Annotated in this window: 21 protein-coding genes; 7 read left to right on the top strand and 14 right to left on the bottom strand. The window is 67.0% G+C overall.

Features of this window, described 5'->3' with window-relative positions; all coding sequences use genetic code 11:
* Window positions 1–15: 15 nt before the first annotated feature.
* The 5 genes from HRU76_00210 to HRU76_00190 all read right to left on the bottom strand — a co-directional run bounded on the left by HRU76_00210 (window position 16) and on the right by HRU76_00190 (window position 7735).
* On the bottom strand, window positions 16–909 hold the full coding sequence (locus HRU76_00210; GenBank protein QOJ16115.1) for an HDOD domain-containing protein: 894 nt from the start codon (window positions 907–909) through the stop codon (window positions 16–18).
* A 152-nt stretch (window positions 910–1061) separates the two neighbouring features.
* On the bottom strand, window positions 1062–2183 hold the full coding sequence (gene neuC, locus HRU76_00205) for a UDP-N-acetylglucosamine 2-epimerase (hydrolyzing) (GenBank protein QOJ16114.1): 1122 nt from the start codon (window positions 2181–2183) through the stop codon (window positions 1062–1064).
* An 18-nt stretch (window positions 2184–2201) separates the two neighbouring features.
* On the bottom strand, window positions 2202–3260 hold the full coding sequence (locus tag HRU76_00200; GenBank protein QOJ16113.1) for an N-acetylneuraminate synthase family protein: 1059 nt from the start codon (window positions 3258–3260) through the stop codon (window positions 2202–2204).
* Window positions 3261–3287: 27 nt separating this feature from the next.
* Entirely contained in the window at window positions 3288–4013 is a 726-nt protein-coding gene (locus HRU76_00195) for an acylneuraminate cytidylyltransferase family protein (protein ID QOJ16112.1), read from the bottom strand.
* Window positions 4010–7735 carry a DUF115 domain-containing protein gene (locus HRU76_00190; protein QOJ16111.1) on the bottom strand — a complete coding sequence of 1242 codons (3726 nt, stop codon included), beginning with the start codon at window positions 7733–7735 and terminating at the stop codon, window positions 4010–4012. The genes HRU76_00195 and HRU76_00190 overlap by 4 nt, the downstream gene beginning before the upstream one ends.
* 292 nt (window positions 7736–8027) lie before the next feature.
* Between HRU76_00190 and HRU76_00185 the strand changes: the two genes are divergently transcribed.
* Window positions 8028–8612: a hypothetical protein gene (locus tag HRU76_00185; protein QOJ16110.1), complete on the top strand. Its 585-nt coding sequence runs from the start codon at window positions 8028–8030 to the stop codon at window positions 8610–8612.
* Between the two features lie 40 nt (window positions 8613–8652).
* On the opposite strand, the gene HRU76_00180 is transcribed toward HRU76_00185, so the two are convergent.
* Complete coding sequence (locus HRU76_00180) at window positions 8653–11454, bottom strand: hypothetical protein (GenBank protein ID QOJ16109.1); 2802 nt, start codon at window positions 11452–11454, stop codon at window positions 8653–8655.
* Between the two features lie 66 nt (window positions 11455–11520).
* Between HRU76_00180 and HRU76_00175 the strand changes: the two genes are divergently transcribed.
* Complete coding sequence (locus HRU76_00175; GenBank protein QOJ16108.1) at window positions 11521–12240, top strand: hypothetical protein; 720 nt, start codon at window positions 11521–11523, stop codon at window positions 12238–12240.
* Between the two features lie 19 nt (window positions 12241–12259).
* On the opposite strand, the gene HRU76_00170 is transcribed toward HRU76_00175, so the two are convergent.
* Window positions 12260–13090 (bottom strand): phosphatidate cytidylyltransferase, encoded by an 831-nt coding sequence (locus HRU76_00170; protein ID QOJ19044.1) that lies wholly within the window; start codon window positions 13088–13090, stop codon window positions 12260–12262.
* 301 nt (window positions 13091–13391) lie between these two features.
* Between HRU76_00170 and HRU76_00165 the strand changes: the two genes are divergently transcribed.
* The gene (locus tag HRU76_00165; protein QOJ16107.1) at window positions 13392–14141 is read left to right on the top strand and encodes a hypothetical protein; all 750 of its coding nucleotides are present in this window, start codon (window positions 13392–13394) and stop codon (window positions 14139–14141) included.
* Between the two features lie 95 nt (window positions 14142–14236).
* Here HRU76_00165 and HRU76_00160 read toward each other — a convergent pair whose 3' ends face one another.
* From HRU76_00160 to HRU76_00150, 3 genes are all read right to left on the bottom strand, one after another.
* Window positions 14237–14824, bottom strand: coding sequence for a hypothetical protein (locus HRU76_00160; protein QOJ16106.1), 588 nt, complete (start codon window positions 14822–14824; stop codon window positions 14237–14239).
* 196 nt (window positions 14825–15020) lie between these two features.
* Entirely contained in the window at window positions 15021–15413 is a 393-nt protein-coding gene (locus tag HRU76_00155) for a PilZ domain-containing protein (protein QOJ16105.1), read from the bottom strand.
* A 64-nt stretch (window positions 15414–15477) separates the two neighbouring features.
* The gene (locus HRU76_00150; GenBank protein QOJ16104.1) at window positions 15478–15945 is read right to left on the bottom strand and encodes a transcriptional repressor; all 468 of its coding nucleotides are present in this window, start codon (window positions 15943–15945) and stop codon (window positions 15478–15480) included.
* Between the two features lie 136 nt (window positions 15946–16081).
* Between HRU76_00150 and ilvC the strand changes: the two genes are divergently transcribed.
* Together ilvC and HRU76_00140 are read left to right on the top strand one after the other, a co-directional pair.
* A complete protein-coding gene (gene ilvC / locus HRU76_00145; protein QOJ16103.1) occupies window positions 16082–17122 on the top strand; it encodes a ketol-acid reductoisomerase in 1041 nt (346 codons plus the stop codon).
* Window positions 17123–17232: 110 nt separating this feature from the next.
* Entirely contained in the window at window positions 17233–18162 is a 930-nt protein-coding gene (locus HRU76_00140) for an undecaprenyl-diphosphate phosphatase (GenBank protein ID QOJ16102.1), read from the top strand.
* A gap of 25 nt (window positions 18163–18187) precedes the next feature.
* Here HRU76_00140 and HRU76_00135 read toward each other — a convergent pair whose 3' ends face one another.
* From HRU76_00135 to rpmH, 4 genes are all read right to left on the bottom strand, one after another.
* Window positions 18188–18721 (bottom strand): class IV adenylate cyclase, encoded by a 534-nt coding sequence (locus tag HRU76_00135; GenBank protein ID QOJ16101.1) that lies wholly within the window; start codon window positions 18719–18721, stop codon window positions 18188–18190.
* A gap of 14 nt (window positions 18722–18735) precedes the next feature.
* Complete coding sequence (gene ligA / locus HRU76_00130; GenBank protein ID QOJ16100.1) at window positions 18736–20787, bottom strand: NAD-dependent DNA ligase LigA; 2052 nt, start codon at window positions 20785–20787, stop codon at window positions 18736–18738.
* Window positions 20788–20915: 128 nt separating this feature from the next.
* A complete protein-coding gene (locus HRU76_00125; protein ID QOJ16099.1) occupies window positions 20916–21464 on the bottom strand; it encodes a shikimate kinase in 549 nt (182 codons plus the stop codon).
* A gap of 31 nt (window positions 21465–21495) precedes the next feature.
* A complete protein-coding gene (gene rpmH / locus HRU76_00120; protein QOJ16098.1) occupies window positions 21496–21630 on the bottom strand; it encodes a 50S ribosomal protein L34 in 135 nt (44 codons plus the stop codon).
* A gap of 281 nt (window positions 21631–21911) precedes the next feature.
* On the opposite strand from rpmH, the gene rnc reads away from it, so the two are divergent.
* Both rnc and gcvT read left to right on the top strand, forming a co-directional pair.
* Window positions 21912–22700 (top strand): ribonuclease III, encoded by a 789-nt coding sequence (rnc, locus tag HRU76_00115; GenBank protein ID QOJ16097.1) that lies wholly within the window; start codon window positions 21912–21914, stop codon window positions 22698–22700.
* Between the two features lie 37 nt (window positions 22701–22737).
* Entirely contained in the window at window positions 22738–23880 is a 1143-nt protein-coding gene (gene gcvT, locus HRU76_00110) for a glycine cleavage system aminomethyltransferase GcvT (GenBank protein ID QOJ16096.1), read from the top strand.
* Window positions 23881–23911 lie beyond the last annotated feature (31 nt).

Below are 23911 nucleotides of genomic sequence, written 5' to 3'. Positions count from 1 at the left end.
CCAGGTGCAGCGCGGTCAGCCGGACGTAGAGAAGGTCGCCTCCACGTCCGCGATCGCCTCGGGGAGCCGGCGTCGAATCTCATTCAGGTGCTCGCCGGTCAGCCCGATGGCGCTCATCGCGTCGGCGGGAATGCCCGTGTCGGCGAGGTCGCCGCGGAAGCCGCGCTCCAGTTCGGCGACGATTCGATCCGCCAGGAACACCACCCATGCCAGCGGGCGGTTGGGCTCCGGCAGCCCCTTCGGGTTGTGGTGATGGCCGGCGACGAACCCGAACGACTTGGGGAACTTCCACGCCTCGCACAACCCGGCGCCGAAGTCCTGGTGGTTGGCGCCGAACACCTCGGTCTCCACGTCCAGCATGTTGGACTGCGGCACGCCGTTGGCGTCGTACGTCATGCGGGCGAAGACGTCCGCCAGCTTGTGACGGTCGCTCTGAAACTCGACCACGATGCCGATGTCGTGGATCAGCCCGGCGAGGAAGGCCTCGTCCGGCAGCCCCATCTTGAGCTGATCGGCGATGAGCTTGGCGCAGGTGGCGGAGGCGATCGAGTGCATCCACAGGTCACGCGCCGAGAAGCGATCGCAGAGATCGCCGCCGCGGAACAGCTTGGCCAGCGAGGCGGCGATGGCGATGTTCTTCACCGCGTTCAGCCCCAGCAGCACGATGGCCCGGTTGATCGACCCGATCTGCCGGGGCAGACCGTAGAACGCACTGTTGACGACTTTGAGGATGCGGCTGCACAGCGCCGGATCATTGGAAATGACGGCGTGCAGATCCTGCGCGGTGCTCGATGGGTCTTCCACCAACTCGATGATCTTGAGCGTGATCTCGGGCAGCGTGGCGATGTGCGAGATCGACTGGATCGTCGAGGCGACGACGGCGGCCTTGTCTTGCGTGATGGTGGACATGCGTGGGTCCTCTGGCCAGGGATCGTCCCCAGCATCGACCCGTCAGCCGGGCGACTTGATCGGCATGTCCGGAAAGGGCGGAGGAAAACTCCATGCCTGGCGCGGCGCCCGGAACCGGGGAACCCGGTCGTCTCCGGTCTGATAACGCGACATCAGTAGGAAATGCGCTTGTTCAGCGGATGCGCCGCCGGTTCGAATGAAGCCAGGATCGACGCCATGCGCTCCCCCGAACGTCCCTCGCCATAGGGGTGGCGACCCGTGCTGCGAGGGGAGTTGAGGGCCTTCAGAACGGCCTTGGCCACGGCGGAGTCGTCGCGGTCGTCCTCCACGTCGAACACGTTGCCCGCCCGCTCGCGCCCCGCCTGGCGCGAGCCGACGTTGACGCACGGCAGCCGAAGCGCCGCACACTCAATCAGCCCCGCGCTGGAGTTGCCCACGATCAGCCGCACACGTTTGAGCAACCCGATGAATTGCGCCCTGGGCAGGTGAGTCCGGCGAGGGCACTTGAGCGACTCGATGGCCTTGACGATCCCTTCACGCCCCGGGTCGAAGTTGGGGTCCAGGACCAGGACGCGACCGGCATCCATGCACGCGCTCAGGATCCCGCGAGCGATGTCATGCTCCACCCGCTCGCCTCGACCGAGCGGATGCAGCAGGACGACGATCTCCGGCGAGCCGAGTGCTGTGTAGGCCTCATCGGTCAGCGGCGGAAAGCCGGGCAGATCATCCAGCGCCGGAGACCCCACCAGGTGAACCGTCCGCGGTTCCTCGCCCATGGCGATCACACGTTCCGCCGATCGCGCCGTGGCGACGAAGTGAATGTGAGCCAGCTTGGTGACGGCGTGACGGATGGATTCATCGGCGATTCCTTCCGCCCGGTCGCCGCCGTGGATGTGAGCGACGCGAATGCCCGCGATTGATCCCGCGGCCGCGCCGGCGAACGCCTCGATACGGTCACCCAGCACGACGACGACGTCGGGCTTCAGTCGCTCCAGGTGCTCGGCGATGCCGATCACGCCCCGGCCCATGGCGCGGGCGTCGGCGAAGCGTCCGGTCTCGCCCGGACGCTGCATCTCCACGGTCGCGTCGACGGAGAACTCCGAGGCGACCTCGTCCATCGTGCGATGAGGCGGCAGCAGATGCGTGCCGGTGACGATTGTCTGAAGCTTCAGGTCACGGTACTTGCGGATGGCGCGCATCAGTGGACGCAGCAGCCCGAACTCCGCCCGGGAGCCGGTCACCACCGCGATTCGTCTGCATCCATCCGCGTCCATGACGGCCTCGTTCGCACCTTACCGGCTCAACGCGACCGGCGCCGGCGCGCACGATAGGTCGCCCGGCAGGATCGGCCTATCCGCGGGAAGATCGCGTGCCGCAACCAGACCGATCAGTTCCTCCAGCCGCCAGGGTTCGATCCCGCCGCCGGGCCGCTTGATGGTGACGTCCTCGCGCGACAGGCGCTGTCCACGCGCCATCGCTCGTGCGGTGACGATGGACTGGCGAGAAACCTCCCGCACGTCGCCCTCAATGGGCAGGACGAGCTTGGCTTCAGCCCCCAGCATCTCCCACGCGCGGCGGGCCAGGCGGACGTACTCGGCGAACTGTGCCGGATCAAGGGACGCTGCGTGATCCGGGCCGGGAGCAGCCCGGTCATGCGTCAGGTGCTTCTCCAGCAGGCGGGCGCCTGACGCCACCGCCAAGGCGCCGGTGTCGATGGCGCTCGTGTGGTCGCTGTAGCCGATCGGAGCATCCGTCAGTCTCGACAAGGCGCGAATTCCACCCAGGGCTGCCGAGCAGTCCGGCGTTGGATAGGCGCTCACGCACTGCATCAATGCGACGTTGGCGGCGCCATGAACCCAGCCAAGCGCGCGCTCGATCTCGGCGACTGTCGCCGCGCCGGTGCTGAGGATCAGGGGCCGCCCGAGGTCGAGCAGCGAGTCGATGAGCGGCTTGTTGATGATGTCCGGCGAGGCGGTCTTGAAGGCGTCCCATCCCAGTCGAGCCATTGACTCGACCAGCTCGACGGAAAACACCGTGACGATCGCATGCAGGTCGAGGGCATGCGCCCGATCAATCGCCTGCGACAGCGCTGCCTCGTCAAGCTCCAGCTTCGAAAGCAGGTCGAAGGGATCACGCGCCCCCGCGGCGCGCTGATACAAGGCCAGACGCGCTGCGCCGCTCAGCAGCAGGTCGGCGCGGAAGCACTGGAATTTGACCGCATCGGCGCCGGCCCGGGCGGCGGCCTCAATGAGCGAAACCGCGCGTGCGGGATCACCATCGTGGTTGACGCCCACTTCGGCGATCACGTAGGGCCGAAGCCCGACCCCGATGTCCCGTGAACCGATGCGCATGGCTTGCGCGATCGGCAAAATGACGGATCAGGCATGAATGGTCGCGGCGCGGACGGCCCGATCGAGCAGCATCGCCTCAGCCACCCGCGCGTCCGCTTCGCAGTCAATGTCCACCACGCTCCCCGCCGGGTTGATGATCCCTCGACGGTCCGTGCCGAGAAAGGCGTGCGGCTGGGCGGGATCGACGCGGAACAGCGATTGGCGCGTGACCGCGATCACGCCGCCGTCCGGAAGGAACAGCGGGGGCAGTTCCTGTCGGCGGTAGACCGTGTTGGGTACGTTCGGGCTGACGCGGCCGTCATCATCGATCTTCACCATCCACCAGGGGTGGTGCTTGCCCACGTCGGCGTAACTCTGCACGCTGTCGGCGCGCGTTTCAACAAGTCGCTCAACGGCGCGATCAATCAGCCCGTCGGGACGAACGGGTACGTTGGCGTAGAGAATCACGATGATGTCGGCGGGGTCTGCGGCGGTTTCGACGGCGTGCCGCACCGCGGCATCCACCGTGGCCGTGTCGTTGGCCAGGTGGGGCGGCCGCTGGATGATCTCGGCGCCCGCCTCGCGGGCGACCTGGGCGATTGGTTCGCCGTCGGTTGAAACGATGACGCGGTCCACCGTGCATGCCAGCAGCGCATCCCGCACGGAATATGCGACAGCAGGCCGGCCCGCCAGCCGCATGGCGTTCTTGCCGGGCAGTCCCTTGCTGCCGGCCCGGCCGATCACCACCGCGAGCACGCGCTTCGAGTCGATCATGGTCGGTCGATTCCCAAGGGAACGATGCGTCGAGCCGGGGCGTCGATCCACGCGGTTCGCTGCTCGACCAGTTCCCGCCACACGTCATGCAATGGCTGCTCGAACACGTTGCCCGCGACGGGGGAACTCCAGGCATTCACTTCCGAGATCGGGGCTGCTCCATCCACGCGGATCATCATGCGGCGGAGCAGTTCACGCCGAACAACCTTGGCGGGCGGGGCGGCGGAAGCGAGCGACGATGACTCCCACGCCAACGGCAGTGAATCGGTGCGTTCGCCCTCGTGACGCAGCGCCGCCGGCGCGCCTTCGATCACCGCGCACCCCAGCGCGTTGACCCATCGGTCAAAGAATGACTCGATGTCCTCGTACGTCGCGCGGCAGCGGAGCAGGCGCGGTACGACCCAGGGGAGCGAGAACGCCGCGCTGCCGGGATGGTCGGTGAGACGGCGTCGGTGCTGGAGCAGCCGCTCGACATTCTCAAGGGTCCGGCGGAAGCCGTCATCGCCCATCATGACGCGATAGGTTGCGGCGCGATCGGCGTGCAGATCAACGCTGACGACCTCGATGGGCGGCGCGGCGAGCAGGTCGATGGCCGAGGCGTCCATCCGCAGGGTTGTGCGCACGTGGACGCCGGCAACACCAACGCTCCGGGCGTGCTCGATGATCTCCGCGAACCGCGGGTGGAGCAGGGGATCGCCCCGTCCATCGAGGGTGAGCGCGGTTGCGCCCCGCGCCGCGACCTGATCGATCACGCGCCGCGCCTCGTCGAGCGACATGTGATGGATGGCGCCGCTCCCGCCGCGCAGGGTCGCGTAATGTCCGGCGTCGTCTCGGGCCGTCGTGATCTCCAGAATCACATGCTCCAGGGCGGGGTCGACATCGGCGCTTGCCCGTTCAAGTGCTTCAACGATCTCCACCGACGTGCCCCGCTCAAGAAGCGACTCGGGAAGGCGCTCAACCATGGCGCGGTCAGCCGGCGTCTGGACCAACCCGTGGCCCAGCGCGCCCCGGACGCGATGATCAATCTGCACGTTGGCGTCGCGGGCGATGGGGTCGCCCTGCGGAGCGCGCGGCTGATAGACGAGGAGCGCGCCGATCGTGGCCAGCCGGTTGCGCAACGCCAGCTCCCGCATCAGGGAGGCGCTCACGAGGCAGGCGCCGAATCCCGGCGGGTGCTGACTGAACACCAGGTTGTGCTGGCTGGGATGCCGCAGATGGCGCTCGACGAGCGAGTCGATCCCGCCTTCCCCATCGACGGCGACCAGCGGCCAGACCGGCGCGACGATCACCGCGGCCGTGACGCCGCGCTGCGCCATGACGTGGTGCATCGCCTGTGGGGCGATCGACTCATCCCAGGCGCTCATTCCGGAGATTCCGCCTCGCCAGCAGGTTCGAGACCAGCGGCGCGCCGCAGCGATGGCCTCCCGCTCCGGTCCGAAGGGGGACTGCTCGCATCGTTCGATGAGCAGCGGTCGCGTCACTCGCGATCGGTCGAGGAGTGATTCCACGTCGAAGCCGATCGGCGCGAGCAGGATGATGGAATCGAGCCGCCGGGAGCGGGAGATTCGCTCCAGCGTGCGTTGCAGCAGGGTGCGGCCGTGGAGCGTGGCCGCGCAGGGCGCCGACGCCTCGCCGCCTCGCCGCGACGGATCGATGGCGATCATGGCGGCGACATGCGACGGCGTACGAACGTCCGATCCGGCCAGTTCGACCGATGCCGCATGTTCGGATGCCGGGCGTGGCGGCGTGACGTGCCGCCGACGGGCGGCGCCGGGACGCGCGTCGCCAGTGACCGTTTCGATCGCGTCATCGAGCATGGCCGCCAACTCGCTGGCGGCGTCGCGCGTCCAGACCACGTTGTCCAGGTCGCGCTCGAGCTGCAGACGCTGCTTCGTCAGATCGTCCGCGCCGCGCGACAGATGAATGCGCCGATCACGCTTCATGCGGCGGAAAACGGCCATCTGATTGACGTGGTTGACCAGTTCAAAGGCCTCGAAGATCCGCTCGACCTCGTGCCGCCGTTCATCCAGCCGCTTGAACAGTCGGCTGATGCGCGATGCATCGCGCTGGTGCTCCAGTATCTCACGCAGGATCGACTCGGTTTCACCCGATACCGACGCGATGCGCGCCACGTCGCACCGCACGGCCGCCAACCGCTCGGAGACGGCGTTCGCAGGGCGACGTTCGTCCTCGCTCACGGGGGGCAGGTGCGGCAGGGGGGTGGCGGCATGGGCGGCGAGCAGTTCGGCCAGCCGCATCGACTCTGCGTGCTGCTTGCGCACGCCGCCCTCGCTGGCGTCGATGACGCGAACGCCCCGTTCTCTCGCCTCGGCGAAATCACGCTCAAACTGCTGCAGGTAGGCGACCATCTGGGCGTCGGAGAGAATGGTCTTGCCCTCGTGATCAGTCAATCGCTGCAGATGCAGCCGGTGCCGTGCAATGCGCGACCACTCCATCATCTCCATGGTGTTGAACGGATTGAGTTCCGGCGCCCACACATCGTCGATGGCGGTGCCGCGCGCATAGTACAACCCGTCGCTGAAGCCGAGATCCTGCCCCACCAAGGCGATGGGGTTGCATCCGAGGTGTCGAGCCAGGTAGAACGACAGGTGCGCCACGGTGGCGCCCGCGGGCAGAGCGCCCATGTCGCGCGCCAGCGGTCCGAGCACGCGGTCGAGAAAGCCGTTGGCCATGCAGCGCACGCGGCCGGGGAAGGCGTCGAGAATCGCCGGGTGCGCCTTGGGGTCGGCGACCAAAGTCACGTCCTGCACATCGGACGGGGTCAACCCTTCGTAGAAGCGGCGGGAAATCTCGTGGTAGTCGAGCGCGGTGACGAAGTGCGGACGCACGCCCGCCTGCAGCAGTGGCTTGAGAACGGTCTGGACCGCGACGATGACGCAGCGGTCGCGCACGCCCGGCCTGGCGAGTTCGTCAAGATTGCGTTGCAGCGACGGGCCCGCGGAGACGACGACCGCCGGTCGGTCCTTGGCGGCGTCGCGCAGGGGCGCAATGCCGGGCCCAAGTGCGTAATGATCCAGGTTGCCGAGCAGGTTGCGCGTGGTGTCCGCCGCCCGCACCAGCGTGGTCAGGAGCGTCGTTTTCGTGGCGGCGACGAACTCGCGCACCAGGTCGGCGACCGCGGGAAGGTCTGATTGCAGCCGGGCGCGATCCGCCGGATGTTCAAGAAACGCAACGCCCTGCGCCACGATGGATTCGGCCCCCGCCAGACGCCGGGGCAGCGCGGCACGATCGGTCGGGTCGGTCAGGAACACGATCAGTGCGCCGCGCAGCCAGTCAGAGTGGTCGATGCGCTCCAGCACCGCCCGCAGCAGACCGAGGTCCGGCTCGTAGACGATGATGACCCCGGTCCGGTCGATCCGCCTCGCCAGCTCCGCGACATGATGCCCCACCCCAAAGCCGCCGACCACGAACAGGGCATGTTCGACGATGTCCACCGAAGCGGCGATTCGCTCGGCTTCCGCCCGGGGGCGGTGTCGGCTGGCCAGCCAGCGTCCCTGATGCTGGGCGGTGAAGAGTCCATCCGCCGCCTGCTCGAACGCGATGTTCGCCGCCTGCGTCTCGCGCAGCCGCCTCGCCAGGTCGGCCTGACGCTCGCCCAGGCACGAGAGGTTGCGCTCGAGCGTCGTTGCGGCGGGGACAGAACCCGGCGATGCGTGCGGCGATGAGTGGGAGGATGTGTGTGGGGGCGCGGCGAGGGTCATCCATGCGTCCTCGGGCGAGCACGCTTCGGCAGTGTTGCCCGATGTCACGCTCGCCGCAATCCTTGCAACCGGTCAGCATCTGATATCGGACAGTGGATGTGACGCGCTGCAATCCCAACCGATGGGAAGGTGCCATGGCGGGTCTGATCGGAGGGTCTGGACGCCTGTCACTCAAGGCGTCAATGGCTGATGTCCGCTCCTCGATGACTCCGCGTGCCCATCTCCATATTCCGCGTGACTCGCGGGCGCCAACCGACATCCGACAATCGACTACCATCAACCAACGCCCCTCATGCTCCTGTCCCTGCTTGACAACCCCTGGCCGATCGCTCTGGCCCTTCTGGGGATGACGGCCATCCTGGGATTGACAGGAATCCATCGGGACGATCGTCGCCTGATGCATGCCTCCGCAGCGCCGGCGGCCTTCGCGGTGCTGCTCGTCACGGCGTCGATGGCGGTGACAACGCCCGCCGAGCGCGGTCTGCTGGTTGTCCGCACGCTGGTCAAGGCCGCCGAAGACGCCGACGTGGAGACGGCGCGGGGCCTCTTTTCGGATCGCGCCACCATGTCGATCGGCAGTCCGTCCAACCCGGGCGAGTCGATCGAGGTGATTCAAGCGCGGCTGGAACTGCTGCGAACCCGCTACCGGATCGCCTCGGCCTCGCTGACCCGGCGTGACGCCAGGTCGGACTCGTGGTCGCAGGCCACGGTGGACTTTTCAGTGGTGACCGACCTGGAGGCCGGCTACGGATACGCCATCCCGACCTCGTGGATCGCCCGCATCGAGCGACAGCCGGATGATTCGTGGGTCATCACCCACCTGACGTGGACCAGGGTGAATCTCAACCAGACCCCGACGCGGGACATGCTGCGATGATCGGCCGGCTTGTGTCCCCATGAAATGAGTCGGCGACGACTCAATGCCGCGGATCAACGCCGGTCTCGCGCGTCAAGGCGCCCTGGCCTGAATCATCGTTGACCATGCGGGAGGGCAGGGTGATCTCGCGGTTCAGGCGAAGCGGACCGTCCACTTCCGTCAGACCCACGATGACGGACTGACCGGCCAGCGTCGTCGCTCCACCGGCCAGGTGGAAGGTGCGGATGGTGGTCTCGCCGGGCCCCAGTCGCGCGATGCTGCGGCTCATGCGTGGATAGCCCGGGGCGCGCACGAAGGATTCCAGTGAAACCGGTTGATCGCCGGTGTTGGTCACGTGGGCGGTGATCAGCAGGTCGGTGGGCGAGGTTCCCGGTTCGCCCATCACGCGCCACAACGGTTCGAGCACCAGACCGGCCGCGCCCAGTTCAAACGACGTGGAAACCCGGAAGGCGCTGCGCTGACCGGAGGTCAGTTCGATCTCCGCCTCGATGCGCTTCGGGCCGGCCAACTCGTTCGGACCGAAGGAGAGCGAGAACGGCAGACGCGCCTCGGCCCCGGCGGCGATCGTGAACGGAATGCGCGTGGGTGTGAACCGCCAGTGCTGCGGCTCGACGATCCGCACCACGCCGGAGATGGTCGTTCCCCACGGGTTGGCCAGCACCAGTTCATGCCGATGCTCCCGCTGCATGGATGGCGCTGAATCGGGCGTCAGCGCGAAACGCTGGCGGAATCTCGCCAGGCCCGAGTCCACCCCGCCGATGAAAACCGGTCGGCCCGCCTCGAGCGCCACGCGATGGACGCCTCGCTCCAGTGGAACCGTCCGCCGGTTGCCCAGGGGGTCGATGACCGTCACCGGTCCGGCCGCCAGCTGTTCGGCGAGTGTCGCATCCGGTCCGGTGGCGTTGTTGTTCCAGACCGCCAGCACCGGGCCTGAAGGACCATCGAAGAGCCAGCAGTTGAGTCCTCGACCCAGGGGAACTTCACCTGCGAATGAAAGCCCGTGGAGCCGTCGCCCGACTTCCAGCCAGGCCGGAAGCCACGGCTCGGGCATCGGCTCATCCGTCTCGGCGAGACGCGTCCATGGTCGGGCGATGACCAGTCGTTCCGCTCCCGCGCGCCGGGCATGGAGCACGCGGAGCGTCAGGTCCGTGATCCGGTCGTCATTGGTGAAGTCGCCTTCTGGAAGCGGCTCAATCACAAGGGTGATGTCCGTCCCCGCAGGCCACGACTGGAGCAGGTCGCCAATCGCCGCTGGGGGAATCTTCCACGGGACGTGCATCGACATCGCGGAGACCGGATCGCCGGAATTGATCGGGTATTCGATGGACCACGGATACACCACGATCGGGCCGGGCACCAGGCGGGCCAGGGTGGCGTGCATCTGGTCGTGAATGACGCCGAGATCGTCGCGCCACAGCGCCGCCTGGCCTCCCGTGGCTCCGATCTGCCATCGTGCCACGCGCTGGCCGAGGACGAAGAGCATCCGCTCCATGCTCGGACGGGTGCTCTCGGAATTGGTGGTGAAGAGGGCCAGCACGTCATCGCGCCGCAGGGCGAGGGTGGACGCCAGATCGTTGGGTACGAGGGGCAGCGCGAAGACGACCTCGCCGCCGCCCTGACTGATTCGTTCCGCCGCGGTCCGCAGGGGTTCGAACGCCTCTCTGGGTCGTCTGGCGTTGTGGGCGGCATCCCACGCGGGCAGGATGACCGGCGTGCAGCCGAGTTCCGCCGCGATGCGCGCCGCGGCCGCCGCCGCGTCGATGGTCGGCTCGTCGTCCAAGGCCAGGCCGAGCGTCGTCGATCGTTGAGAACCCGCGGCGCCGATCACGGCGCCGGGAGGCAGATATCCGAAGTTGACGACATCCCGACCCAACCAGTCACGGGACGCGTTCAGATCGATGGTGGCTCGGTACCACCCGTACCGCAGTCCGGGAAGAGCGATGCGCCGATCGGTTCGCCCGCTGGCCACCTCGAACGACTCCTGATGCACGATGCGATCGAAGAGGTCCACGACTGTCACGTTCACCGTGAGCGGTTCCGCCGAGAGATCCCCGACGTGAATCAACAGGCCTGGCTCCTCCGGCGGCACGATCAGGTTGCCGCGGCCGGGCTCGCTGGTTGTACGCACGTCGAACCGCGGAACGTGCCAGATGGCCACGTCGTCAAACCAGACGGACCCGGACAGATCCTCCAGCATCGGTTCGTCCCGATCGCGCGTCCTTCCGGACCACTGGTCCGGCTGGAGCAGGAGCAACTCCACGCCAAGCATGGCGGCCTCGGCCTCCCGAGCGGGCACGCGCAGCGCGACCGGCGCCCAGGCGCCTCGGGTGTCGAGCAGTTCTCCGGTGACGTGCGAGCCGGGAATCGGACGTCGATGCTGGTCAAACACCGTAGCGGCGACGCGGGCGCGGGCATGGCGCAGCCCTTCCGTGCGCACCCACGCCGTCACCAGGTAGTCGCCGCCGGGAATGATCGGGGCGCATCGCGGCGTGGTCGCGGCTCCCATTGAGCCGCCTTCCAGCGTGAACTTGAACGACCATCGCCCTGACCGGGCCTGGTCAGCCGCGAAACCCATTGTTCCGAAGGGAGGAAAGCCGCCACGCACTCTCGCGGCGGCGGGGTCGGATGCGAACCCCCCGTCCTCCAGCCGGTAAAAGTCGATGGGAAAGGAGACGGGATTGCGATCCACTTCTTCGAAGTCGAATCGCCTGATTTCGCGGGTGCGTCCATTGTCCGACCGGACGCCTGTCCCATCCCCGCCGCCAGCCGACGCGGCGAACGCGAACCACAACCCCGCTGCCCCCAGCGTGCTCATCAACCGTCGTGCGTAAGCGGTCTCCACGCCGGATTTATCGGCCAATTGGCCGACTCCCTGCATGTTTGCCGATGTCACCTGCGGCGCGCCATCATGCTGTCCTCCATCCTCCGAACCGTCGTCATCTCCGCCATCGCCGTCGGCGTGCTGCTGGCGGCGATGTACATGCTGCGGGACAGCCAGCAGGCGCGGCTGATCGCTGAACTCGAAGCCATCAACGCGGACATGACCAAGCGGCTGGCGGAGAAGGAGGCCATGCTCGAACGTCTGTCGCGCTCCCGGCGGGTCGCCCATGTTCACATCACCGATCAGATCGTGGACGGAACGGGCCAGGTGACCCACACGACGTTCGATTTCATCGAACTGGACGATCGGGGCGCCGAACTCGCACGCCAGCGGTTCACCATTCCCGGCGACATCCTCTTCATCGACACGTGGACCGCCAAGTTCAGTCACGAGGATGTGGCCTTGGGGCATCCCTTCCGCGGGCGCACGCTGGTGCTCTTCCGCCGGGTCTACTCCGACCGCATGGCGCCTCGAGATGGGTTTCCCATCGACACACCCGGGGCGATTCCACCCGGGTATGCCGCCTCCGCGGAGGGGCGGCTCGAGCAGGCCATCTGGAAGCGATTCTGGGAGATCGCCGCCAATCCTGATGTGGCCCGCGAATACGGCGTCCGCGTCGCCCAGGGCGAAGTTGTCTACAAGCCGGTACGGGCGGGGCAATCCCTCGAACTCACCGTGGATGCGGCGGGCGGCCTGAACCTTGCCACGCTTGCGCCGCAGGAACGAACCTTTTCACAGGTGCGATGACCGGCCGCTCGCGAGTCGTTCACCAGAAGACGACCAGCAGCCAGAACGCCACCGGGGCCACCATCAGAGGCGAGTCGAGCACATCCAGCACGCCTCCCATGCCGGGCAGTATGCTAGAGGAGTCCTTGACGCCCGCGCCGCGCTTGAAGAGCGACATGGCGAGGTCGCCGAACTGCCCCACCAGCGCGAAGATCACTCCGCAGATCGTGCCCATCCACCAGGGCAGATGATCCTGGGGCGAGGGCAGGTACGAACTGGCCGCCGCCAGACCCGTTCCGGTGAGCGCGGCGACGACGATGCCGCCCACCAGCCCCTCCCAGGTCTTGCCGGGGCTGAGCCAGGGGATGAGTTTTCTCCGCCCGATGGCCTTGCCGGTGAAGTAGGCGCCGGTGTCGCACATCTTGGTGGTGGCGATGATCCCGACGATCCACCAGGCGGAGTGCCAGCGACGGATTGCCAGAAGAAACCCGGTCATGAGTCCCAGGTAGACCATGGCGAAGACCACGCCACCGGCCGCCGCCGCCACACCCTGCACGTTGCGGTTCTGGCTGAAGGTGAAGAGCGAGGCGACGAACGCCACGATCAGCCCGGTCGGTACGATGGCCAGGGAGATGGCCAGATCCTGACCCGCCACCGCCTTGGTGGGGATGACGAAGCTCAGGATCAGGCCGAGCAGCGCCGCGGCGGTTGTCAGCCAGGTGCGCGCGGCGATGCCGCCGCCCCGAAGAATCGCCGCCAGCTCGCGGGCCGCCAGGGGCGTGATGACCAGCGCCACCACGAACAGCAGCACGCCGCGTGGCGGGTGCGCACGGCCTGGGAAAAGCCATTCCAGCCACGACGGCACCGCCATGCCGTCCAGACGATCGTCCAGCCAGAACATCGCCAGGAACAGCAGTGCCAGCGGCAGGCCCACGATCAGTCGTTGCTTCATCAGGGCGGCTCCCCATGCGCGGGCGGTAGTGTACCGTCCGCAATCCGCTGGGGAAGATGGCGCCACGATCGAATGCCCGTTGTCGAAACACCGCAGCGCCAGCTCAGGGTGTCGGCAGGAGCCGGAAGCGAGTCGGTGAAGTATCAAGTGAAGGAGTGAGGGGGCCGCTCGTCCAAGTCGCCGGTCAGGCATAGACTCCCACGGGGTTTCGGAGCGCTCAATGACGCTGATGGAGAATCTGCTGAACCTGTTCCGGGTGGACGCACAGGTACGCGGTCTGACGGGACGGGTGAAGTCCGCCGAGCGGTTTCTGGCCGCGCAGGAAGCGAAACTCAAGACCGCCCTTGAACAGTTGCACGAGGCGGAAGCGCGGCTGCGCCAGCTGAAGGCGAAGATCGCCAACGTCGAGGTGGAGACGGGGTCGCTCAACGCCCGCATCGACAAGGTGCGGACGGAGTTGAACAACGCCGCCACGAACAAGCAGTACACCGCCCTGCTGACCGAGGTGAACACGCTCAAGCAGCAGAAGACGGCGCTCGAGAACGGTATTCTGACCGACATGGAGCAGGTCGAAACGCTCTCCAGGCAATTGCCCGAGCTGCAGCAGCAGGTGGAGGACCGAACCCGGCACCGCGATCTGGCGGCGAAGGAGCTGGAGGAGCGCCGACACGACGTGGCCGAGCGCCTGAGCGAACTGGAGAAAGAGCGCGCCGCCGCGGTGGTTCACGTGCCGGGCGAAGCGCTCAAGATCTTCGAGCAGATGGCGGACACCTACGATGGCGAGCCCATGGCCGCCCTCGAGGTGATCGACCTTCGCAGCAAGGAGTTCGCCTGCGCGGCGTGCAACATGCACGTGCCGCTGGAAACCTACTCGCTCCTTCGCGGCAAGCCGGACACCCTGGTGCGGTGCGGCTCGTGCCGGCGGATCCTGTATCTCAAAACCGAAGCGCCGGCCCTGGCGAAGAAATAGCGCGATCGCCGATCGTGGAGCCCTCCGATTCCACGAGCGGATCGAGGTCAGGTTCTGACTGTTGACGCGCCGCTCCTCGGAACGCGCTGGTGACATCACCACGAAGGCGGAGTCGCGTCTTCGGGTGATGCGGGGGCTGCCGGACGGACACCGATGTCATGGCCCCCGAGGGACATGTCAGAGCGGTCGTACGAGAAAGCGGGGGAGTATTCGGTCACCCACGGCGCACGACCCTTGACGATCTCCCACGGCGACAGCGCGATCATGCCCAGGCCATGCACGGGCGCGAGCAGACCCTCGGCGGCCCGCTGACGGCGATGGGTGGATTCGTCCGACACCGAATCGATCGTGGGGAACGTGCCGACCTGGCGCGGCGTGCTCCGGCACGATGCGAGCGACACCGGCATGGATGCGTCGTGCGCCACCCGCCCGTCCGTCCAGTGGACGGCTGTGTGAGGCCAGTGGTCGCGCGACAGGCCTTCCAGCGAAGGCGACGCCGCGGCGCCGGGCGTGAGCACCGGTTCGCCCGCCCCGATGGCTGGGTCGAGATTGTTGAGCGGCTTGGAGCAGCCGCACGAGATGATCGTGAGAACGGCGGCGCATGAACAAGTGATCGACCGAAGTCGCAGCGGGCGTCGTTGAACGCCAGCGGGATGCGACAGTGTGGGGTGTGACAAGAGCATCGGGCATTCCTTGGCTTCCTGAGTGTACGCCGCAGGGCCTGCTCTGTGGAGAGGCGTCCTGTTCAACGGACGATCATCAGGTCTGGAGCCAGCACGGGCGTCGGCACACCCGTCCCCGGATGCGGGACTGCATCATTCGCTTCACGCGCTTCATTGCGAGCTCCGCGAGGGAACCGCACGGGGTGTGTGGACTTCCTTACGCCGCGCGGAGGGCCGGTCTGGCGCCCAGGAACGTGAGCAGCCGGGCGCGGCTGGGTTCGTCGAGGAATCGAACGATCCCCAGCGCCATGCGCGGCATGGCGGGGTCATCGTCCTCGGGGTTGACCCACTTGACATCGCAGGCCACGTAGACCTCGCGCGGGTGCGCGTCATCGCCCGTTCCCGGCAGGACCAACGTGGCGTTGACGTGTTCGCCCGGCTCAAGCCGGTCATCCAGTTCGATGCGAAGTCCACCCTCGCTTACGTCGTACGCCGAGCCGGTGAGCAGCTCCATGCGTCCGCTTCGGATGCGCTGCACGCGCACCTCGTTGCACATGGGGGGAAGGGCGAAGCGCTCGTGCCGACGACGGTCGATCATCGCAAGCGACATGGCGATCTCCAATCTGGCGTTGTGTCAAGGCCAGTGGAGATATCGGTCCCTGGCGGGATCGACTTCAGGCGGAAATGCGACGGGGAGAGCGGCGGTCAGACGCGGCGGTTCCGCTTCGGTCACCAATCAGCTGCACCTGCACCCCGTGGATGCGGACCCCCATGCGGTCTTCGATCTCATCGAGGATGTCCTGGGGCAGATTCTGGATGAGGCGCCGTCCCAGATCGTGCGGCACGTCTTCGATGGAGCCGGTTTCTCGAAGTCGCAGATGGGGGTGGTCGGTGATGTCGGCGTCGTAGCGGATCGAGCCGGACGTGGTGGGCAGTTTGCGGCACAGTCCGGCGCGGCACATGGCTTCCAGAGCGTTGTACACGGTGGCCAGACTCATCGGCGTCGGACCGTCCCGGAGCATCTGGTGCAGTTCATCCGCGGTGGGATGATGCGTGCATCCTTCCAGCACGCGCAGCAGCGCCACACGCTGCTTCGTGCAGCGAAGACCGTGTCGTGCGAATCTGGCGCGAAGCACGTTCATCGGTACGTCCTGCCCCGGGCCGTACTCCGTTCGTATCGGCTTCACCCACCTGGGTGATTATTGGCGGACGAAGGAAGACGGGACAATTCCGAATACTTCGGCGCACCCGTCATGCACCGGGGCTATTCTCACCACCGTGGCGATTGAGATTCTGCGACTCCCCGACGACGCCGTGCTGCTGACGCTTCAGCCGCTGCGCGGCCGCCCGGTGGCGGTGCTGGGGTACGGCAATCAGGGGCGCGCCCACGCGCTGAACCTGCGCGACAGCGGGGTTGAAGTCGTCGTGGGATCGCGGGAAGAGTCGCTCGGCACGGCAACTGCCCGGGGCGACGGGTTCGTCGTGCAGGCCATCCCCGATGCGGCGGCCGGGGCCGACCTGGTCATCCTCGCCCTCCCGGACGAGGTGCAGCCGCGTGTCTACGTCGAGCAGATTGCGCCGCGACTGCGACCGGGTGCGACCATCGGCTTCATCCACGGCTTCAACATCCATCACCGCTTCATCGAGCCCGCGCCGGGCGTCGGCGTGGTGATGGTGGCGCCCAAGGGGCCTGGCACGACGCTTCGGGAGCTCTTCCGCGCGGGCCGGGGGCTCCCGTGTCTGCTCGCGGTGGAGCGCGAGTCGGCGGGCGACGATGCGAGCCGCCTGGCCCTGGCGTGGGCGACGGGCATCGGGGCCGGAAGGTCGGCGGTCATCCGCACGACCTTCGCCGATGAAACCGTCTCCGACCTGTTCGGCGAACAGGCGGTGCTGTGCGGCGGGATGACGGCCCTGGTGCTGGCGGCGTTCGAGACGCTGGTGGAGGCGGGCTACCCGCCGGAACTGGCGTATCTGGAATGCTGCCACGAGCTCAAGCAGGTGGCTGACCTGCTCTACGCCCGCGGACCTTCGGGTATGAACGAGGCCATCAGCAGCACGGCGGAGTTCGGTTCCTTCGACGCCGGACCGCGTCTCGTCGATCACAACGTGCGAGACCGGCTTCGGGCGATGCTGGCGGACATCCGCAGCGGTGGTTTCGCCGAGCGAATGCGGAGAGATGCCGCCGCGGGATCGCCCTGGCTTGAGGCCCGTCGGCGGGCACTGCGGTCGCACCCGATCGAACCGGCGGGCAAGGTCATTCGATCCCTGATGCCGTGGCTGCAGGAGCCGACGAACGGATCCGACGCGCCCAACCCGTGAATACAGACGATTCGGGACGCACGATGTCCGATGTACGACGTACGACCGGTGTATCCCGGCGGCAGGCATGACCATGCCTGGTCGAGCGGGGCGGAGGGAGTTGAGATCGAGTGAATCTATGGGACGCCATCATTCTCGGACTTGTGGAAGGACTGACGGAGTTTCTGCCCGTCAGCTCGACGGGACATCTCATTCTGGTGTCTCACTGGCTGGGGCTGGATGACGATCCCGCCGCGCGACATGCGGTCAACGCCTTCAACATCATCATCCAGGGCGGCGCGATCCTGGCGGTGCTGGGACTGTTCTGGCCGCGCGTGATGCAGATGCTGCGGGGCCTGCTGGGGCGCGACGGCGCGGGGCTGCGGCTCCTGATCAATCTGGGCCTGTCATTCCTTCCGGCCGCGGTGATGGGCGTGCTGCTCAATGACTGGATCGAGGAGCGGCTGTTCCGCCCTGCGCCGGTGACGCTGGCGTTGTTCCTGGGGGGCGTGGTGCTCATCCTGCTGCGAAAATGGCAACGGCGCGTCTATCACGATTCCGGGCCTGGCGAAGCGACCATCGATGCGCACGCCTATGTCGATCTTGAACACCTCTCGTGGCGTCGGGCGCTCGTCATCGGCCTGTTGCAATGTCTGGCCATGTGGCCCGGCACCAGTCGCTCGATGATGACCATCATCGGCGGCATGCTGGTCGGGATGCGGCCGAGGCACGCGGCGGAGTACTCCTTTCTGCTGGGCGTGCCCACGCTGGGCGGGGCGTGCGCCTACAAGGGGTACCGCACGTTCTTCGTCGATGAGCACTCGGTCTTCGAGGTGCTCGGTGCAGCCGAGGTGTTGCTGGGGGCGCTGGTGGCGGCGGCGTCGGCGGCCATCGCGGTCAAGTGGATGATCGGCTACCTCAACCGCCACGGTCTGGCGCTCTTCGGGTGGTATCGAATCGTGCTCGCCGGAACCCTGGCGGTGCTGATTCTGGATGGGCGGCTGAAGATCGAACCGAAGTCGGCGACGCCTGCCGATGACGCCCCGGCCCTGATCCGATAGGGCCGGCGCTCCGTCGCGCCGCGGCTCACTCGCGCGGCTGCTTCTCCGCGTTGCGGCGCTCGGCGTCGACGAGGTCGCAGTACCCCACGCTGATCGGCTCTCCCAGCGCGGGGCCGAACTGTTCGCGCAGATGATCGACGATGCGGTGGCACTCCGCCACGCTGTATTTGGCCGATGCGCGGGCCTCGAACTCGAGAAACCGCCCCAGCCCCTCCACGTCATCGAAATGGATGCGGGTGTTGTCGATCATCCACAGCTCGCGGGTCTTGCGGACGACCAGCCACGGACGCAGCGACGCGGTGCCCCATCGCGTCGTCGCCTGGGCGTCGGTGAGAATGGTGAAGTTCGACAGCTTCGGGCGCACCAGGTTCGGACGGTGGTAGAAGATCCACTCGACTGGCGCGCCCGCTGTTTCCCGCTTCTTGAGCCGCCCATCGGGCATGCGGTAGTAGGTGTCCTGCTGGCGGAACGTGCCGACCAGGCCCGCGCCGATGAGCCGGCACTGGGCGCGGGCCAGTTCCGGATCGCGGAGTTCCGCCTTGAACTCGACGTTCTGCATGATCTCTCCCTGGGTCAGCCCGCCCGCCCCAGCGCCTTGAGCAGTTGCGACTCGTCCCACACCTCCACCCCCAGTTCGCGCGCCTTGTCGAGTTTCGAACCCGCGGACTCACCGGCAATGACCAGATTCGTTTTCTTCGACACCGAGCCGCTCACCCTGGCCCCGAGCGCCTCCAGCTTCTCCTGCAACGCACGGCGTTCGAAGTTTTCCAGCGTTCCCGTCAGTACGATGGTCTTGCCCGCGAAGGGAGAATCGACCACGGCGCCGGGGTCGCGCCAGTCATGCGAGGTCAGATCCACCCCGACCTTCGCCAGGCGGCGGAACGCGTCGCGCCCCGCCTCGGAGTGCAGCCAGCCGTGGAGAATCTCGGTGGTGATCTGGCCGAAGTCCTCCAGCGCGAGAATGTCGTCGGCGGACGCCGCCAGCAGTTCGTCGGCGCTGCGGAACCGCCTCGCCAGCCGCTTGGCGGCGGACGCGCCGATCTGCGGGATGCCCAGCCCGGCGATGACGCGCGTCAGTCCGCGCCCCTTCGCCTCGGCGATGGCCCGCATCAGGTTGTCCGCCGACTTGTCGCCCATGCGCTCCAGCCCCAGCACCTGTTCACGCGTGAGGGCGAAGATGTCGGCGAAATGATGCACCAGCCCGGCGTCGACCAGCTGATCCACGAGCTTCTCGCCCATGCCGTCGATGTCCATCTGCCCGCGGCCCACGAACCACTTGAGCTTCTCGCGGAACTGTGCCGGGCATTCAGGGTTGACGCAGAAGAGCTTCGGCCCGTCCTGTTCGGTTGGGCCGCCGCACTCCGGGCACTCCTTCGGCGGGTGAATGACGTGCTCGCGGCCCGAGCGCTCATCGGCGAGCACCCGCACGACCTGCGGGATGATCTCGCCCGCCTTCTCAATGACCACGCGGTCGCCCACGCGGATGTCCTTGCGGCGAATCTCCTCGATGTTGTGCAGCGTGGCGTGCGACACCGTGGTGCCCGCGAGGAACACCGGCTCCATCGTGGCCCTGGGCGTGAGCGTGCCGTTCTTGCCCACCTGCCAGTCCACCTTCAGCAGCCGGGTGACGCCCTGCTCGGCGGGATACTTGAAGGCGATGCACCACCGGGGCGCCTTGCTGGTGACGCCCAGCTGCTCCTGCTGGTCGAAGCGGTCCACCCGCACCACCATGCCGTCCACGCCGTAGGGCAGTGAGTGGCGTGTGGCCGCGAACGACTCGATGACGCCGATGGTCTCGTCGATGGTCTCGCACACGTGCGCCAGCGGGCTGACCGGAATGCCGATCGTCTGGATGCGTCGGAAGAACTGGCTGCTGCGCTCCAGATCGTCCCAGCCGGACACCTCACCCCGCCCGTGAGCGACGAAGCTCAGCCGACGCGCCGCCGCCACGCGGGGATCGAGGTTCTTGAGCGTGCCCGCGGTGGAATTGCGGGCGTTGGCGAAGACCGGTTCGCCGGCGGCCTCGCGTTCCGCGTTGATGCGCTCGAACTCGGCGTTGGGCATGAAGATCTCGCCCCGTACCTCCAGGACGTCGGGAACCGGCGGATCGCACGTTCCAAGCCGCAGAGGAATCGCGCGGATGGTGCGCGCCTGGGCGGTCACGTCATCGCCCCTGGTTCCGTCGCCGCGCGTCACCGCCCGGATCAGTTCACCGCTCTCGTAGCGCAGATTGATGGCGACGCCGTCCACCTTGGGGTCGCAGTAGAGGGGAACCTGAGCGCCGCCGGGGAAGAGGCCGTTGTCCTCCAGTTCCAGTCCCTTGAGCACGCGCCGATACCATGCACGCAGATCCTCGACCGAATAGGTGTTGTCAATCGACATCATCGGCACGGTGTGCGCCACCGTGACGAAGCCCTCCACCGGGCGGTCGCCGAGCCGCTGACTGGGGCTGTTGGGGTCGTGGAGCTCGGGGTGGGCTGCCTCCAGCTCCTTGAGCTCCCGCATCAGCGCGTCGTACTCCGAGTCGGCCATGAACGGCGCGGCGTCGACGTAGTACGCCCGATCCGCCCGTGCGAGCAGTTCGCGGAGCTCCTCGACGCGCTTTCGTGCCTGACGCTGGTCCATGATCGCGCGAACCCGGTCAAACGGACGGGGGAGAAACAATGGCGTGTCAGTGTAGCGATCGGCGCACGGGACAGGGTCGCCATGAAGCGTACACTCATCGGCGACGATGAGGCGCCAAGGCAATCGCGTCACACGGCGGTGAGACCCAGGCGCGACAGAATCGCCCGAACCGCATCCTGCGGTGATCCGTCGGACGTGTCGATTGTCACGTCCGCCAGGGATTCGTAGATCGGCAGGCGGGCGTCCAGCAGCCGCGCCAGCTCGTCAACCGGGTCATCACCCGTAACGCTGGGGCGGTCGTTCCCGCTTCGGATGCGGTCAGCCAGCACGTCCAGCCGGGCGATCAGGTGGACGAACCAGGCCTTTCCTGCACGTCGGGCGTCAGCGAGCATCGCGCGAGAATCAGCGAACGTCGGCGCTCCGCCCCCGATGGAAAGGACGTGCGGGGGAGCGTTGAGGTCGATTCTCAGGCAATGGGCTTCCGCCTGGCGCCAAGTCCGCTCGCCGTACCTGTTCCACACATCCACGACACTCGGCCTGTGGAGGGATGCGAGAACCAGGTCGTCGAGGTCCGAGAACTGTATTCGCAGCGATTCCGCCACCAGGCGGCCGATGGTCGTCTTGCCGCTACCCCGCATTCCGATGAAGACGACGTGGCGTGGGAGTTCCGGCGCCATGAAGCGCCTTCCAGTGAGCGGATAACCGATCTCAGGCGGCGGTCAGTCGGCGACCCATCTTCCGCTTGCGGTTGATGATGTTGCGACCCTTGCGCGTCTTCATGCGGGCGCGGAAGCCGTGCTGGCGGAGCTTCTTGATGCGACTGACTCGTTTCGGATGATGCATGGCCGACTCCGTCAGAAACCCGGGCGAGGTGAACGCGATCCGGGAGGGCCAAGAGCATATCCCCGTCGTCGGACCAAGGCCACTGGGCGTGAATCGTTCAACGGACCGTTCGCATCAGTCCGAAGGAGAGGTATACTCGAATCACGGGGCCGAAGCCCCGGCTGCGCAAGTATTTCAGACGCCCCCGTCCGACGAGCACGCGGGGATCGGGCGTCTGAACCACCTGCCCAGCGACCGGCTTCCCAGACCTCGGCCGTCCTTCGGCCACGGGGCAGGTTCGCATGTCACAGGCAATCATCGCATCGTCACAGGATCTCATCGCCCGGGCGGAGTCCATTCTGGGCCGCGCCTTCGTCGATCGCTCGCTCCTGGGGCTGGCCCTGACGCATGCCTCGTCCGCCGACCACCGGCTGGCGAGCAACGAGCGGCTGGAGTTTCTTGGCGACGCCGTGCTCGGATTGATCGTGTGCGAGTATCTCTTCGCGCATTACCCCGAGCTGCAGGAAGGCGACCTGACCAAGATCAAGTCGGCGGTCGTCAGCCGCGACACCTGCGCCCGGGTGGCGGACGATCTGGGGTTGACCGACCTCATCGTGCTCGGCAAGGGAATGAGCAACCGCGGGGCGATTCCGCGCTCCCTGAGCGCCGGGGTCTACGAAGCGGTGATCGGCGCGCTCTTTCTCGACGCCGGTCTGGAGTTCACGCGATCGTTCGTGCTGGGCGGCGTCAAGGGACTCATCCGTTCCGCGGTTCGCTCCGGGCACCAGCAGAATTTCAAGTCCGTGCTGCAGCAGCTGGTGCAGCAGAACATGGGAATATCGCCGCAATATCTGCTGCTGGACGAGAAGGGGCCGGACCACGCCAAGTGCTTCGAGATCTGCGTGGAGGTGGGAGCCCAGCGGTTTCCGTCCAGTTGGGGGCGATCCAAGAAGGCCGCCGAGCAGCAGGCGGCCCTCAACGCGCTCATCGGGCTGGGGTACGCCACGATGGATGAAGACGAGGAGGTTCGGCTGTGCGCGTGCGTTGAGCCGGACGCGGTGACGCAGAACGGACACGCGGAAGGGGGTTGATCCTCGATCGGCTGCTCCCCCGGCGTATCCTTCCCGCATGAGCACCACCGCCTCCGTCGCCGACGCCCCCTTGCTGCGCACGCCCTTCCACCAGTACCACCTCGATCACGGCGGCAAGATGGTGCCCTTCGCCGGATGGGAGATGCCCATCCGCTACGGCTCCATCATCGAGGAGCATCACCAGACGCGGCGCAGCGGCGGCATGTTCGACGTGTCGCACATGGGCCGCGTGCGCTTCACCGGACGCGACGCCCGGCGGTTCCTGGACCGTCTCTGCACGCGCCAGATCATCGACATGCAGCCCGGCATGGTGCGCTACTCGCTGGTGTGCAACGAGCAGGGCGGCTGCCGCGACGACGTGCTCATCTACCGAATCGCCGAGAGCGAGTTCCTGATGGTCTGCAACGCCAGCAACCGGCTCAAGCTGCTGGATCACTTCGAGCGCGTGCGCGGCGACCTGGTCTTCAAGGTGAAGGATGAAACGCAGTCCACCGCCATGATCGCCCTGCAGGGGCCGAAGGTGATGGGCCTGATCGCCCAGTTCTCCAGCGAGATTCCGGCGCTGAAGCGATACCGATTCACCACGAAGGATCTTCTGCTGGCCAAGGTGCTGGTGTCTCGCACCGGGTACACCGGCGAGGATGGCGTGGAAGTCATCCTGCCCACCATGCTCGCCAATCGCGCCGTGGACATGATGATGAAGAACTCGCCCGATCCCGATCTCATCAAGCCCTGCGGGCTGGGCGCACGCGACTCGCTGCGGCTCGAAGCGGGCATGCCGCTCTACGGCCATGAAATCGAGGAGCACCTCGATCCCGTCTCCGCCGGGCTGCTTTTCGCCATCAAGCTCAACAAGGGAGAGGACAACCCGGAGGCCGGACGTTTCATCGGTCAGGACGCGCTGCAGACCATCGCCAAGGCCGGGCCGAGGCGCAAGCTGGTCGGGCTGGTTCTCGAAGGCAAGCGGGCCGCGCGGCAGGGCATGAAGGTGATGCACCACGGAGCCGAAGTCGGATTCATCACCAGCGGATGCTGGAGCCCCACGCTGGAGAAGTCGATCGCCATGGCGTACGTGGACGCCGCGTTGAGCGCCGAGGGAGCGACGTTCACCATTGACACGGAGAAACTCAACGCCCCGGCGACGGTGTGCGGGCTGCCGTTCTACAAGGCCGCCGGCTGAGCCCGATGCGACGCCGCGCCCAACCCCGCGG

The sequence above is a fragment of the Phycisphaeraceae bacterium genome, from assembly GCA_015709595.1.
Taxonomy (GTDB): Bacteria; Planctomycetota; Phycisphaerae; order Phycisphaerales; family SM1A02; genus CAADGA01.
Note: the sequence above shows the minus strand (reverse complement) of the source record. Positions and strands in the feature narration are given on the sequence as shown.

Excerpts from the sequence above, each read along its gene's own strand:
- HRU76_00135 (QOJ16101.1), bottom strand. The coding sequence starts at position 18,721 with ATGCAGAACGTCGAGTTCAAGGCGGAACTCCGCGATCCGGAACTGGCC.
- rpmH (QOJ16098.1), bottom strand. The coding sequence starts at position 21,630 with ATGCATCATCCGAAACGAGTCAGTCGCATCAAGAAGCTCCGCCAGCAC.
- HRU76_00165 (QOJ16107.1), top strand. The coding sequence starts at position 13,392 with ATGACGCTGATGGAGAATCTGCTGAACCTGTTCCGGGTGGACGCACAG.
- HRU76_00185 (QOJ16110.1), top strand. The coding sequence starts at position 8,028 with ATGCTCCTGTCCCTGCTTGACAACCCCTGGCCGATCGCTCTGGCCCTT.
- HRU76_00190 (QOJ16111.1), bottom strand. The coding sequence starts at position 7,735 with ATGACCCTCGCCGCGCCCCCACACACATCCTCCCACTCATCGCCGCAC.
- HRU76_00125 (QOJ16099.1), bottom strand. The coding sequence starts at position 21,464 with ATGGCGCCGGAACTCCCACGCCACGTCGTCTTCATCGGAATGCGGGGT.
- HRU76_00175 (QOJ16108.1), top strand. The coding sequence starts at position 11,521 with ATGCTGTCCTCCATCCTCCGAACCGTCGTCATCTCCGCCATCGCCGTC.
- HRU76_00150 (QOJ16104.1), bottom strand. The coding sequence starts at position 15,945 with ATGAACGTGCTTCGCGCCAGATTCGCACGACACGGTCTTCGCTGCACG.
- neuC (QOJ16114.1), bottom strand. The coding sequence starts at position 2,183 with ATGGACGCGGATGGATGCAGACGAATCGCGGTGGTGACCGGCTCCCGG.
- ligA (QOJ16100.1), bottom strand. The coding sequence starts at position 20,787 with ATGGACCAGCGTCAGGCACGAAAGCGCGTCGAGGAGCTCCGCGAACTG.
- HRU76_00210 (QOJ16115.1), bottom strand. The coding sequence starts at position 909 with ATGTCCACCATCACGCAAGACAAGGCCGCCGTCGTCGCCTCGACGATC.
- HRU76_00160 (QOJ16106.1), bottom strand. The coding sequence starts at position 14,824 with ATGCTCTTGTCACACCCCACACTGTCGCATCCCGCTGGCGTTCAACGA.
- HRU76_00200 (QOJ16113.1), bottom strand. The coding sequence starts at position 3,260 with ATGCGCATCGGTTCACGGGACATCGGGGTCGGGCTTCGGCCCTACGTG.
- HRU76_00170 (QOJ19044.1), bottom strand. The coding sequence starts at position 13,090 with ATGGCGGTGCCGTCGTGGCTGGAATGGCTTTTCCCAGGCCGTGCGCAC.
- HRU76_00155 (QOJ16105.1), bottom strand. The coding sequence starts at position 15,413 with ATGTCGCTTGCGATGATCGACCGTCGTCGGCACGAGCGCTTCGCCCTT.
- gcvT (QOJ16096.1), top strand. The coding sequence starts at position 22,738 with ATGAGCACCACCGCCTCCGTCGCCGACGCCCCCTTGCTGCGCACGCCC.
- HRU76_00195 (QOJ16112.1), bottom strand. The coding sequence starts at position 4,013 with ATGATCGACTCGAAGCGCGTGCTCGCGGTGGTGATCGGCCGGGCCGGC.
- rnc (QOJ16097.1), top strand. The coding sequence starts at position 21,912 with ATGTCACAGGCAATCATCGCATCGTCACAGGATCTCATCGCCCGGGCG.